12 protein-coding genes and 1 pseudogene are annotated in these 12,933 nt (G+C 44.0%); 4 read left to right on the top strand and 9 right to left on the bottom strand.

Annotated features, from left to right (window positions below):
- Positions 1-78: 78 nt before the first annotated feature.
- Positions 79-1,596 (top strand): ISNCY family transposase, encoded by a 1,518-nt coding sequence (locus D0Y50_RS04915; protein ID WP_108569074.1) that lies wholly within the window; start codon positions 79-81, stop codon positions 1,594-1,596.
- 32 nt (positions 1,597-1,628) lie between these two features.
- On the opposite strand, the pseudogene D0Y50_RS20085 reads toward D0Y50_RS04915, so the two are convergent.
- The 3 genes and pseudogenes from D0Y50_RS20085 to istA all read right to left on the bottom strand — a co-directional run.
- Positions 1,629-1,772, bottom strand: a pseudogene (locus D0Y50_RS20085) (GDCCVxC domain-containing (seleno)protein); the annotation flags it as partial.
- Between the two features lie 30 nt (positions 1,773-1,802).
- Entirely contained in the window at positions 1,803-2,558 is a 756-nt protein-coding gene (gene istB, locus D0Y50_RS04910) for an IS21-like element helper ATPase IstB (protein WP_117315796.1), read from the bottom strand.
- A 14-nt stretch (positions 2,559-2,572) separates the two neighbouring features.
- The gene (istA, locus tag D0Y50_RS04905; protein WP_117315794.1) at positions 2,573-4,120 is read right to left on the bottom strand and encodes an IS21 family transposase; all 1,548 of its coding nucleotides are present in this window, start codon (positions 4,118-4,120) and stop codon (positions 2,573-2,575) included.
- A 305-nt stretch (positions 4,121-4,425) separates the two neighbouring features.
- Here istA and D0Y50_RS04900 point away from each other — a divergent pair, with 305 nt between their 5' ends.
- A complete protein-coding gene (locus D0Y50_RS04900) occupies positions 4,426-5,466 on the top strand; it encodes an IS481 family transposase (protein ID WP_117315792.1) in 1,041 nt (346 codons plus the stop codon).
- Between the two features lie 31 nt (positions 5,467-5,497).
- On the opposite strand, the gene D0Y50_RS19865 is transcribed toward D0Y50_RS04900, so the two are convergent.
- From D0Y50_RS19865 to D0Y50_RS04875, 6 genes are all read right to left on the bottom strand, one after another.
- Complete coding sequence (locus tag D0Y50_RS19865; RefSeq protein ID WP_269748328.1) at positions 5,498-5,581, bottom strand: hypothetical protein; 84 nt, start codon at positions 5,579-5,581, stop codon at positions 5,498-5,500.
- Positions 5,582-5,696: 115 nt separating this feature from the next.
- Positions 5,697-5,972: a mercury resistance system periplasmic binding protein MerP gene (merP, locus tag D0Y50_RS04895; RefSeq protein WP_108569076.1), complete on the bottom strand. Its 276-nt coding sequence runs from the start codon at positions 5,970-5,972 to the stop codon at positions 5,697-5,699.
- 32 nt (positions 5,973-6,004) lie between these two features.
- Positions 6,005-6,349: a mercuric transporter MerT family protein gene (locus D0Y50_RS04890; RefSeq protein ID WP_108569077.1), complete on the bottom strand. Its 345-nt coding sequence runs from the start codon at positions 6,347-6,349 to the stop codon at positions 6,005-6,007.
- Between the two features lie 77 nt (positions 6,350-6,426).
- Complete coding sequence (locus tag D0Y50_RS04885; protein ID WP_108569078.1) at positions 6,427-6,810, bottom strand: MerR family transcriptional regulator; 384 nt, start codon at positions 6,808-6,810, stop codon at positions 6,427-6,429.
- A 163-nt stretch (positions 6,811-6,973) separates the two neighbouring features.
- A complete protein-coding gene (locus tag D0Y50_RS04880; protein WP_117315790.1) occupies positions 6,974-10,171 on the bottom strand; it encodes a hypothetical protein in 3,198 nt (1,065 codons plus the stop codon).
- 436 nt (positions 10,172-10,607) lie between these two features.
- Positions 10,608-11,981 carry a serine hydrolase domain-containing protein gene (locus D0Y50_RS04875; RefSeq protein ID WP_108567820.1) on the bottom strand — a complete coding sequence of 458 codons (1,374 nt, stop codon included), beginning with the start codon at positions 11,979-11,981 and terminating at the stop codon, positions 10,608-10,610.
- A 388-nt stretch (positions 11,982-12,369) separates the two neighbouring features.
- Between D0Y50_RS04875 and D0Y50_RS04870 the strand changes: the two genes are divergently transcribed.
- Positions 12,370-12,654, top strand: coding sequence for a type II toxin-antitoxin system TacA family antitoxin (locus D0Y50_RS04870; protein WP_117315788.1), 285 nt, complete (start codon positions 12,370-12,372; stop codon positions 12,652-12,654).
- Positions 12,651-12,932: a type II toxin-antitoxin system RelE/ParE family toxin gene (locus D0Y50_RS04865; RefSeq protein ID WP_117315786.1), complete on the top strand. Its 282-nt coding sequence runs from the start codon at positions 12,651-12,653 to the stop codon at positions 12,930-12,932. Before D0Y50_RS04870 ends, D0Y50_RS04865 begins: the two co-directional genes overlap by 4 nt.
- The last annotated feature ends 1 nt before the right edge of the window (position 12,933 follow it).

Below are 12,933 nucleotides of genomic sequence, written 5' to 3'. Positions count from 1 at the left end.
TACCAAGGGAATTTGTCGGTCATTTTTTTATGTGCCTGTTAGTGTTTTGTTTTTTGAATACTAGAAGGCATGTTGAGGATGATTGTGATGGATTCAAAAGCTCAACTCAGTGTTGATATTATTGCTAAGGTTGTTGAAGGCAGAATAACAATTGCCAATGCTGCTAAGTTACTCAGCAAGTCTCGTCGCTCCATTGAGCGCTATGTAAAACGATATCAGCAAGTCGGTATTCAATTCGCTATTCATGGCAACAGCGGTAAAGCCCCACCCAACAAAACGCCGGTATCAATTAAGGAAGCAGTGCAGGCTTTGATTAAAGATAAGTATTTCGATTTGAACTTGTTGCATTTGGCTGAACAGTTGGCCGAAAACGAAAACATTGTTGTGAAGCGCGAAACCCTGAGAGGTTGGGCGCATGATATTCATCATGTTAAACGAGCTAAGCGCAGACGTAGCAATGTACGTAAACGTAGAGAGCGTATGGTAGCACCGGGCTTAATGATGCAAATGGATGGCAGCCCACATCGCTGGTTCGGGAATAAAAAACATTGTTTAATTGCCATGATTGATGATGCGACCAGTGAAGTCTACGCCGAGTTCTTTCCCTCAGAGACAACGGTTGGCTGTTTGAAAGTGATGCGAGAGTGTATTGAAGCGAAAGGCGTGTTTAAAACGCTTTATGTCGATAGAGCCGGTATCTACGGCGGCCCTAAACGCTGCAACTTCTCACAAATGCAGAGGGCTTGCGAAGAGCTAGGCATTGAAATCATCTTTGCCAATTCACCACAAGGCAAAGGGCGTATTGAGCGAGCATTCGATACCTTCCAAGACCGTCTTGTTCCCGAGCTTAGGTTGAACAATATCAGTGATATTATGGCAGCCAATGCCTACCTAAAACATGTGTTTATTCCTCAGTTCTGGCAAGCCAAAATCCAAGTAAAATCGAAACAAGCGCCTGAATTTACGCCTCTGTCGAAACACATCAACCTTGATGATATCTGCGTCATTAAAGACCATCGTAAAATACGTAACGACCATACCTTCAGTTATGGCAACAAGTTCTACCTAATAGATTCACCGCTCAAGCACTCCATTGCCAATCAGAAAATCGAGATAAGGAATACGAGTAAAAAAGGGTTTACCGCTCACTTCGCGGGAAGAAAACTTGCTGTATCCGAAGTCAATGAGCCTAGCAAATTAGCAAGTGAAGATTTAGAGATCCAAAAGAAATTAGAGGTGCTCGCCTTGGTCGAGAAGCTCGGCAACGTCTCCAAAGCATCGCGCCAAAGTGGCGTGTCACGAGACACGATATATCGTCACTTAAGACTGGTCGAGCAAGGCGGGCCTAATGCCTTAAAACGACAAGAAACGCCTAACATAAGGCATAAAAACTGTGTCGATATGGAGATCGAGAAAGCGGTAATCGAGTTCTCTCTTGAACATCCCCACCTTGGGCAGCAGAAAGTTGCATTGAAGCTAACCAAAGCGTTAGGGATTGAAGTTAGCCCAAATGGCGTGCGCAGTATGTGGTTAAGGAATGATATGAATACAACTGCATTGAGGGTTGTTAGGTCCCAAGCTTTGCATGAATCATAATGAAAATAGCCAGTTGTTCAACTGACTACTTTTTAATTACAACAACTGTTGCCCTCTTGAATTGGAGGGCATTTCACTGTTCCATATGAGCAGTAAACGCAGCAGTCGCCGCTCAAAGGCTTTAGCTGCGTATTCTGCCGAACGTGAACACGGATTCTGGTACATCGTGAACACCTAAGATCTCCCGCATTGGGCGAAGCCCATTTTTACGCTAAGTGTTCACCATCAGTCAACTCAGAGCGTGTTTTTCGCATTGATTCTCCTTTTAGTTTCATCCGGTGTGCGTTGTGCATCAGACGGTCGAGGATGGCATCAGCCAGGGTGTTGTCACCGATGGATTGATACCATTGGTCGGTGGGTAGTTGACTGATGATAATGGTTGAGCTGTGGTTGTTTCTGTCGTCCATGATTTCCATCAGGTCGTTGCGCTGAGCCGCTTTAAGTGGCTCCAGGCCCCAGTCATCCAGGATGAGGATGTCTATTTTGGCCAGCTGTTGTAGCATTTTGCTGTAAGTGCCATCGGCTTTTGCCTGGCTCAGTTCGAGCATCAGTCTGGATAAGCGGTAGTACCGGACGCTATAACCTTTCATGCAGGCAGTGTGAGCTACCGCGCAGGCCAGGTAGGTTTTGCCGCATCCGCAAGGGCCAGTGATTAACAGGTTCTGGTGTTTATGCACCCAGTCACACTGCAGCAGGCTGGCCATTTGCGCCTGTTTCAGACTGCGCGGATGCGTGTAGTCTATGTCTCTGGCGGTAGCATGCAACTTGAGCTTTGCGGCCTTTAGCAGCCGCTGTTGTTTTCGCTGGCCCCGTTCGAGATGTTCAGCATCGACCAGTAACTGCAAGCGCTCTTCGAAGCTTAAGTTATCGTAGTTATTCGGTTGTGACTGTTGCATGGTGAGCGCATCGGCCATGCCGGTAAGGTTTAATTGTCTGAGCAGCATTAAGGTTGTGTTAGTCATTGTCTATTCCTGCGTTAGTGGAAGCTCTGCGGGCCACGGATGTTTTCATGGGTCTGAGGTAGGTGGTTTTGCGATTCGTCCTGGTTGTGCTGATACAGCTTGTCCTGATTCGAGGTCAGGATGGCTTTCACCTGTTTAAGCCGGTACAGATGCTGTTGATTGGCGATAGCGCAGGCTTTGTTGAGACGCTGCGACGGGTATTGTCGTGAGAGATTGAGTAAACCCAGGCACACACGGTATGCCTGTTCCTGATGTGACTTGCTGGCCAGTTGGTATTTGACCCAGACCAGTACCTCATCCCCGATGTCCTTCGCCCAGTTCATGAGTCTGCCGGGCGTCCAGCTCTGATGTTTCTGGTGGCGGGTTGGCATATGCGCCGCAACGGTGCTCATGCCATGGCGATATTGCCTGGCATGACTGGCGACCACTTTATTGTGGAAGTAGAGCGTAATTAAGGTATTGCTGGCATGCACGTCAATACGTTCCCCGACCAGATGGTGAGGCACGGAGTACAGGTGGGTATCATACTGGATATGGTAATCGATATTGACCTTGACCGTTTTGATGTCGGTATACTGATATGCCAGCTTGGGTAACGGTGCGAGTGCAGGTTTATCAATGCTTTCGAACCATGACTGCCGGCTGCCATTGAGCTGCTTGAAGGAACGGTTATTCACGTCTTTAAGGAGCGCAGCAATACACGTATTCAGCTCTGTCAGTGAGAAGAAGGTGTAATGGCGTAACCTGGCCAATATCCAGCGTTCAATCACTTGCACACCGACTTCAGCTTTGGCTTTATCCTTCGGCTTATAAGGCCTCGCCGGAACAATCGCGCAGCCATAGTGAGCCGCTAACTGCTGATAGGCTGGCGTCACATCCGGGTCGTACCGGCAGGCCTTGCTCACCCCACTTTTTAAGTTGTCAGGTATGACTAATTGCGGGACACCGCCGAAGAAGTTAAATGCTCTTGCATGGCTGCCCAGCCAGTCCGGCAGACTCTGTGTCCAGGTGCCTTCCGCGAAGGTGTGATTGGATGCCCCCATCACCGCTACAAAGACCTGGGCATGGCGAACTTCACCGGTGCTTGCACCGACTACTGGTACTGTTTGCCCGGCATAGTCCACAAACAGTTTTTCTCCGGCCTTGTGCGTCTGTCGCATTGAGCGGCGCTGTGACTTCTGCCAGACCTGATAATGGTGGCAATATTGCGGGTAACTGTAACAACGGTTGGGATATTGTTCTGTGTACTCTTCCCACAACAGGTGCTTGGTTACGCCTTTATGAGTAAGCTCCTGATGTACATCCCGCCAGTCAGGCATTTCAAATTGAGTCGACTGGCGCGTATCCGCTTGCGGATAAAACCGGTTCGCCAGTTGCACATCATCCAGCGCATCAATATCAGCCCAGCTGAGCTTCATTACACTGGCATTGCTTAGCACTTTGGAAACAGCTCCGACGCTCACTCGTAAACTACGGTGGATTTGCCGGACACTGAGGTCTGCCTGTAATTTCAGACGAAGAATTTCTCGAAGTTGTCGCATTGATAATCTCTTGGTTGGCATCCCTGTTTCCTAAAGCAAAAGGCAACAGGTTAGCAGTCAAAAATATCAATGCGGGAAATCTATTCTGGTTCGTGAACAGTGATTCTGGCGTCAGGGCAAAACTGTTCACCATCAGACCAGAAAGGTGTTCACGATGCGCCAGAATCAGTGTTCACCATCGACCAGAATGGGTGTTCATGATCAGCCAGAATATGCATTAGCTGAATTAGTCTCGACTTAATCTGACACTTCTTCTTGAAAAGATGAGAGTTACCCGTTTTGATAAAGGTGTCGAATCTTTAATCAAAACAAAATAGGTAACTCTCATGTTGCATACTAGCAATCCAATCATCAAACACAAAGCAGGACTGTTAAATCTGGCTGAAGAGCTGGGCAATGTATCGAAGGCCTGCAAAGTGATGGGCGTGTCTCGTGACACGTTTTATCGGTATCAGGAGTTGGTTGAAGAAGGCGGTGTTGATTCGCTGATTAACCGTTCAAGACGCACACCTAATCTCAAGAACAGGGTCGATGAGCAGACCGAACAAGCTGTCATAGCTCACGCCATTGAGTTTCCCGCTCACGGTCAAGCCAGAACAAGTAATGAGCTGCGTAAAGCAGGCGTGTTCGTTTCAGGCAGCGGTGTTCGCTCGATATGGCTCAGACATAATCTGGAAAACTTCAAAAAGCGACTTGCCGCACTGGAAGCCAAAGTTGAAAGCGAAGGCATCATTTTGACCGATGAGCAGGTTGCCGCGCTTGAGAAGAAAAAGCAGGATGATGAGGCCTGCGGTGAGATTGAAACACACCATCCCGGCTATCTAGGCTCGCAAGATACCTTCTACGTCGGCAACCTCAAAGGTGTCGGCCGCATTTACCAGCAAACCTTCGTTGATACCTACAGTAAAATTGCGTTCGCCAAGCTCTACACGACCAAAACGCCAATCACCTCGGCCGACATCCTCAACGACAGAGTGTTGCCGTTCTTTGAGGCTCAGGAGCTGCCCATGCTGCGGATTCTGACAGACAGGGGCACAGAATATTGTGGCAAAGTGGAACAGCATGATTATCAGCTCTACTTAGCCATCAACGATATCGACCACACAAAAACCAAGGCGCGACATCCGCAAACCAATGGGATCTGTGAGCGATTCCACAAAACCATCCTGAATGAATTCTATCAGGTCACCTTCCGCAAAAAGCTCTATGACTCGCTGGAAGCATTACAGAAAGATCTGGACGAGTGGCTGGAATACTACAACAATGGAAGGACTCATCAGGGCAAAATGTGCTGCGGCAGAACGCCAATGGAAACATTAACCGATGGGAAGCAGATTTGGGCTGAGAAGAACTTAGCTCAAAGCTAATCTGACACTGGCACCGTGAAACGGGTAACTGTCAGATCAGGTCTGAGCTAGTACACTTTAGCAGTGATTTACATTTGGTGCATTCATAAAAAAATTGGCATGCAGTGGTTGGCATTTCTTCTTGCTGGCTGTAATTGCAATGTGGGCAAGTGATCGTCGATGAGAGTTCTATTTTCGCCATAGTTTTGTGTTCCTCCGAGGATTTCAATATCGTTCAACTAGTGACGGCCTTACGACTTCACTAATGAAGGATAACCAGCATTCTTTGTAGCCTTTGTTAGTGCATCAGGATTTGTTATCTCATCGTCAAATGTTACAACAGCAAGTTTATTTTCAAATGTCACTTCCACTTGTTTTACGCCTTTAACGCGCTCAAGTGCTTTTTCTACTGTTATCGGGCACGTTACACAATCCATCGACGGAACTTCTAACGTAACAGTTACATCTTTTGCAAACGTCGCCGGGCTGCTTATCAACAATAAAGTTGTTATCAATAACTTCTTCATTTTTCTCTCCAATTAGAGTTAGGTGGTAGCACCTACACGACCCATATGATCCAGTAGTTGCTGGTAACAAAAACAAACGCCAATAGTGTGGTAAACCAAAATACTGCTTTTCGTCGTGTTCTTACTTTTGGGACTGCACAAACCTCATCATCCGCACAGTTTTCAACAGACTGATGTATCTTCCACCCAGCAAAGCCAAATAAAACTACGACCACGAATATAAAAATAGGACGATAAGGATCTAAGAGTGTTAAATGACTAATCCATGAACCACTTATCCCCAATAACAGCAAAATAAGTGGCCCAGCACAGCAGGCACTGGCACCGATTGCTGCGGCGAGCCCGCCTAAGATTGATAGTTGACTACTTTTTGCCATATTTAGGTTTATTACACTATTCTTTTAAGCATAGTATAAACTCCGTATGTGGGTACGGAGTCAAGTGATGTGTCATTTTATGGTTGGAGTGACTGAATGATCGGGCAATCTTTATCACTTGGATTATTTTTACAGTCTGAAACGAGCGAAACAAGGCTTTCTTTAAGGTTAAGCAAGTCACTTAACTTATCTTCAATTACTGCAAGCTTTTGCTCAGCGAGTTGCTGAACATCTTCACAATTACTAGCACTTAATATTAATAATGATGATATTTCCGCCAACGTAAAACCTAAATACTGTGCACGCTTTATGAACAATACTCTTGAAAGTGCTTGTTCTGTATATTGCCTGTAACCCTGTATTGGCTTGATGGGTTGTTCAAGTAAGCCTTTGCGTTCATAGAAACGAATCGTTTCTACACCAACATTTGCCTTTTTGGCGAGTTTACTGATTGTATACATTGGCTACTTTAAATATTCCGATTAATCCAATAATATACAAAACTTCCAGTCAACTCATGCCTTAAAAGAAATATTCACAGATTTATTGAAGTGGATAATACCAACTGTTACTTTAGTTCCGACAAAGTCGCTCGGTAATTAGACCGACATAATCCCTTGGTAATCACACTAATTCATCTAAAGCCAATATCGGCCTTAAGACAAAAGACAGCCTTCGCCCAAACTTCCAAGGAAATATATCCTCAAGATCAAACTTGTTAGGAACTTTGTCCCATCTTCTTCTTGTCCTTAGCACGAACTGTTCAAGGAAACTAGTTGCAACTTCCCGAGGCATGCCTTTTGAACAGACGATCGAGTAAAATTCACTCTCACGAATCGAAGCCACCACCTGCTTTTGTCTAATAAAATGATCTTCTAGTTCTTGGATAATGGCTCTTGCTTGATCAATATTGAACCCCATCTCCTGTTGCCAGATATCCCAAAACTCATCTCCTATGGCCTCTTTGGTTGAGACGTGAAAAGTTGGTTCTTCATAGTTTCTTTTTTGATGTGGGGCGGCTTTTACAAAGCTCTCTCCCGAATGCCGCCGTAACATTGGCTGAACAACAATATCTCCAAAATCGTCTTTAAACAGAATATCGCCAAGGGCGGAAACATGGAGTTCAGGCGGAAGAGTATTAAAAAAGATAGCATCTGATAAACCGCCGTATCGAACTACCAAAGATGCTTTTACGAGTAACTTAGTTAGTTCGTAACTGGACATTAATGACTGGGAGTTTTCTGGAGAAATACAAAGCGCCATTTCAATTAAAACTCGACTTGCTATTGCTGCTCCTGCGTACTGCGAATATTCATTGGTGAATGCGTTCAACGTCTGCTCATTAGTGCCGTGTAACCCAAGAACGGCCGCTGAAGTTCGTTTCCAATGCTCCTCTTCAGCTGACGCTTTTTCCACATTTAGCACAAGTTTCGTTAACGTCGACTTCCGTTCAAATCTCCTAAGTCCAATGCATATATCATCAATTAAAGAATCTACTACTTTTCGCAGAAAGTCACAGCATTCGTCTTTCCCGATAATTTTACCGCTGCTAGACTCACCTAATGCTTGCCAACCTAAACCTAATTTTGCAATCCCATCATCCAACTCATTGAATTTTACAACGTGCTTGGGAAGATAACCGCGCACATAATCTAGAAACCCTTGTGCATTGAATATATGGAAGCTTCGGGCATGCTCGTTTTTTACAATAGCATCAGTAATATCCTCTAATTCTTGATCGGACTTTTTGATCTCCAACAGATTTAAAAAGCCACGCGTCAGATTAGCGACTACTATTCTTTCAAGCACGTTCTCAGCCCACTTAGCACCATTTAGAAACCCTTTCCTCAGGTACAAATCGCAAGAATTATCTATTCTGGGTTCTGTTAGTAAGATTAACGAAGACAGTATCTCTTTTTTTGGTTTTTCCGTCTGATGGACTGGCATATCTTCGTCTTCAAAATAAACATTGATTTTGGCAACTGTGTTAACCGACCTGCCTGAACATATACCATCAACTACCTCACCCACACGATGTAACCACTCATGAGTCATATCCCATAACCTGTAAGACAGGTCACCTCCTTTTGTGTTTGGAAAATGTGTGCTCAACCAAAGAGTGTTTGAACCTTCGTAGACCGAGCTGAGAGTCTGAGATTTTAGTGTGCTTTTTGATACATAGAGCTTGTTAAGGCTTTTACTCGGAAAAAGTGGTGCTGAAGATTTGTGCATTACATCATGCCAATACCCAGTATTATCGATCACGCTATGGCGGTCATATCCTTTGTCGCTATTAGCCCGAACATCTCGCATCATATAAGAAGGAATTTGCATCATTAACGGATTATCTAAAGATATTTTTTGCTGAGGCAGTTGGTTGTGAGGGACTAAATGGCCTCCATGCTCTCTAATCCACCCCACCAGATTAAGTAGACCATTTACATTGGCAACTCTCACACCTTGATTTTCAAGCAATTCAAGACTGTCTTGTATTTGCCATACATAAGTTGGTGATACACCATCCAAAGCACTGAGTCGAACCATGTCGGCTGCGGACAAACCTTGCAAACGCCACTTAGGATGCTTAACTTCAATGGCCTTAGTCGAATACCCTTTCCCCCAGCCACACCCTACGATGAAAACAAGTCCTTTTTCGAAATCAAGGTCTTCGCTAACCTGCCTTATGACGCCGTCTACTTCCAACTGCAACCTGTCAGATAGCTCGCCTTTGTCCTCAAAAATATCTTTGAAGCCGCCCTCAGAATGTCGCCTTATGGACGGAAGGAAAAAATGAAAAGATGCATAAAGGCCTTGATCTACCTTATGAACAAAATTCGCAATTTTATCATCACCACAAGGCCTCCATTGAACAGGTGCATTGATAGGTCCTCCTAGCAAAGGAGTATCCGCAATTAATTCAGAATAAACTGCTGCCAAATTACTATCGAACGAGCTTTCCAACTGTTTAGAAAAAACAAACTCAATTAGATAGTTTCGCAATGCCACCGAGAGTGAAGAAGGAAGCAAAACTAGTAATTCTTCGTCGCTAAGCTTAATTATCGGGTTCCTGTCTAGCAAAGAGCCGCCAACTTCTTGCTTAATAAACTTTTCTAGCATCTCGTTTCTGAAAAAAAAGGGGCTGATGTCAGATAGCTCAATTCCTTTTTCTTTAAGCTCGGCAAATTTGATAGTTACGTGTTTAGTTAAGATTCTTTTAGATGGAAGATCTTTGGCGGAAATGTTTCTTTTGGTTCTAATTGATCCTATTTGGTAACGTTTCAACTGAGATTTTTCACAGACGAGATCCGATAAACGTAACACAGCCCTTGTACATTTCTTCAGAGCCAAAAAGTCCTGCTCTTCAGGCATTGTTTCAACAACGTCCAACATCCTTTGAGTGTAGAATCCTGTCCCCTCCCATACCCCTTCTAAGATTCGGTATCCACCTTGCTTGTCACTTATGTAGGATACGAAAACATCTTCCGCAGGATCTTCTCCAGAAGCTGATCGAGATTTACCGATTTTATTGAACAGACCGGTAATGTCATTTATCTCGGCCTTCTTTTTACCTTTACAGTAAGCGAGAGCTAGTGCGACCAAAATTTCCACTCGGATCCCATTCGATTGCAGCTCTGGCAGAGTTAAAAGGCCTGCGAGCAACGTTAAAATAGATCTCCTTTCAAACTTAGCTAGCTTCTTTACTAACCTCTTATTGTCGTCAGCAATCTCTTCAATCGTTACTGCGAGGTTCGCCCATTGCAGTCCCTCAGCAAATAATGCACTGAACTCTTCCATGTCTATTGGCGATCCTTTTTCTATCATTTTTTAAAATCCATAAAACATTTATTATTAGTAAACCCCATAGCCCGTATATTTCATAATCGTTCTTAGAATTACCAATACTTTCTTTTAACCCTATGAGAAAAATGGGGGGGTTAAAGGAGCGCAAAAGTTACTGTCTTGAGATCGCACAGAATGTATCGTTCATAAGCTCCCTCGATGTATCAGAGCTATTAATTAAAGTCCGCTTCACATACGAAGCTGCCCGACAGTGAACACTAACGGTCCTTAATAGACAAAGAGCGAACGTATAACAATGTGATTTACCACATTTGACTTTGAGCAGAGGAAAGTACCCTGTTGGAATCGGCAGGCTCTTTAGGGTTGATAATGGTCAATCAGAGCTTGTCTGCCATCGCGATATTATAAGTCCGCAGTGAACTTTCACCTCAATCAATCGCTAAAATTAACTTAAATACTATTGCTGGCGTTTGAATTCATATTTACCACCACCTTGGCTGAGAACAAATCCATTTGAACGATTTGATGAGCTATTAGGCTCTTCGAAGTTGATAACGAGACCGGCAGGATCAAAACGAAACTTTGTTTCTGAATACGCTGTCAGTGGCACAGCGCCTTGTCCCTCTCCTTGGCTCATCAACCTTCCATCTTCAACCCAAAATCGAATTTTAATAGGTATTTGAGTGCTCGCAAATTGACCTTCGAATGAACTTAAAACTTTTTCACTTAGCGTTATCGATTTTGCAGAAAAGTCGGGAATATCAATTGAGTGACCGTACATGGTTTTTAGAACGGCAATCAACACCTCGTTAAAGTTATAGTTTACCGCATTGCTTAGCACAGTTATGTTTAGCCCGTCTTCCGTATTATAACCAGCTGCGGAGACGAATCCGTCGATGCCACCAAAATGCCCGTAAAATTGCTTCTCGCCAAACGGGGCAGCAGTCATACCTAAACCATAACCATCCTCGAGCTTCATCATGGCACTTAACGAGTCGTTTGATACCAGTTTACCTTCAAACAAGGCAGTAAAAAACTCATTGGTATCTTTTGCATTAGAAACAATCGCCCCTGCGCCATGAGGCGCACTCATATGCGTTTCAGGGTGTTTGACCCAATGCGCGTTGTAGCGATACGACGAGGCCTCATTTTCTTCAATTTCAATGCTATTGCCGTAATAGGTGCTATCCAGATTTAACGGTTGCGTAATGTTCCTAGCAATTACTTCTTGCAGCGGCTGGCCGTAAAGCGACTCAATGATAAAGCCTAAAAGTACGTAGTTGGAGTTGGAATACTTATGTTTACTCCCCGGGCTAAACTCGGGCTGATATCCTCGGATCCGCGAGATAAGCTGCTCTTCAGTCTGCGGCGTTGTCATAAAACTCATGTAGTCAGGGTCATTGGTATAGTTAAATATTCCTGAACGGTGACTCAACAAATGTTTAATATTGATTTGTGCTGCGTTGGGGATGGCAGGATAGAACTGGTTTAGCTTCGTATCCAAACTGAGCTTATTATTTTCGATAAGCTGCATTATCAGTACCGCTGTGAAGGTCTTAGTCACCGAGCCAATCCGAAAACGTGTCTGGGCAGAAATAGGAACATTGCCTTCAACCGATGCCAGACCCGCGTAGTGCTCATAGCGTGGCACACCACTATCTGTAACATACACCGCAGTCATAATCTTATTGTTGTCACTAAGGGTGGTGAGATAGGTATCCAGTTTGGCTTGATGCTGGTCAAAACTTTGCGCAGCAATGGGGAGTGTGAATAGTATGGCTGCGAATTTCGCCCAAATTACCATTAATTTTAACTTTGTCTTCCTTTCCATTTTAATTCCCTGATCCTGTAAACTAAATTAATGTTTTCCAAGTTTCTTATCATAATACTATGATGGTCAAAAAGCGACCAAGAATCATAAAGCAAAAGCTCAAAATAGATGTAGGAATACGTGTGATTGCCTAAGTAAGGATTTACTTATTTTACAAAGTAACCACGAGCAGATGTGCACTCCTTAGTCGCTTTATTCTGTATTGCGCTCGTTTAATTCCGATTTGGAAAATCTCCGCATCTTGCTCATTGGTGCCATTACGAAATTAGTGGGCTAACGACTACTTTACGTATGAAGAACACTAGCGACTGCGTTTATGCATTTGTCAGTGGCCGTAAATTTAATAGCTGTGCTAACATTTGTACGCACATTGCATAAGGAGTTTACCATGGATACTCGCATACAATTTAGAGTAGATGAAGAAACTAAACGGCTAGCTCAGATAATGGCCGAAAGCCAAGGGCGCACTTTAAGTGACGCTTGTAGAGAGCTTACGGAGGAACTTGCTGAACAGCAACGCAAAATAATTACTCATGATCAGTGGCTTACTGAAGAGGTGAATGCTGCCTTTAATAAATTAGAAAGTGGGAAAAGTAAGTTTGTCAGTCATGAAGAGGCGAACTTGGACATGGAAGCTCGAAAAATGAAAATTAGGAATAAAGCCAGAAAATGACCGTTTGGGAAAAAAGTTCGCTGGACGACCGTGAGGCTATTTTCGAGTTTCTATACGAATTTAACCCATTAGCCGCAGAAAAAACTGATGCAATAATTTCGAATAAAGTCGAAAACTTGAATCAACAACCTCTAATGGGAGTTGAGAGAGAGAGAATACCGGGAAGGTTGTTAATAATTCCTGAGGTTTCTATGATTGTTTCATATTTCATAAAAGACGATATCATTAATATTCTCCGAGTTTTACACCAAAAACAAAAATTTCCTGTAGGTAACTAAC

The organism is Salinimonas sediminis, from assembly GCF_003429285.1.
GTDB lineage: Bacteria > Pseudomonadota > Gammaproteobacteria > Enterobacterales > Alteromonadaceae > Alteromonas > Alteromonas indica.
This window is presented reverse-complemented; position numbering and strand designations above follow the sequence as displayed.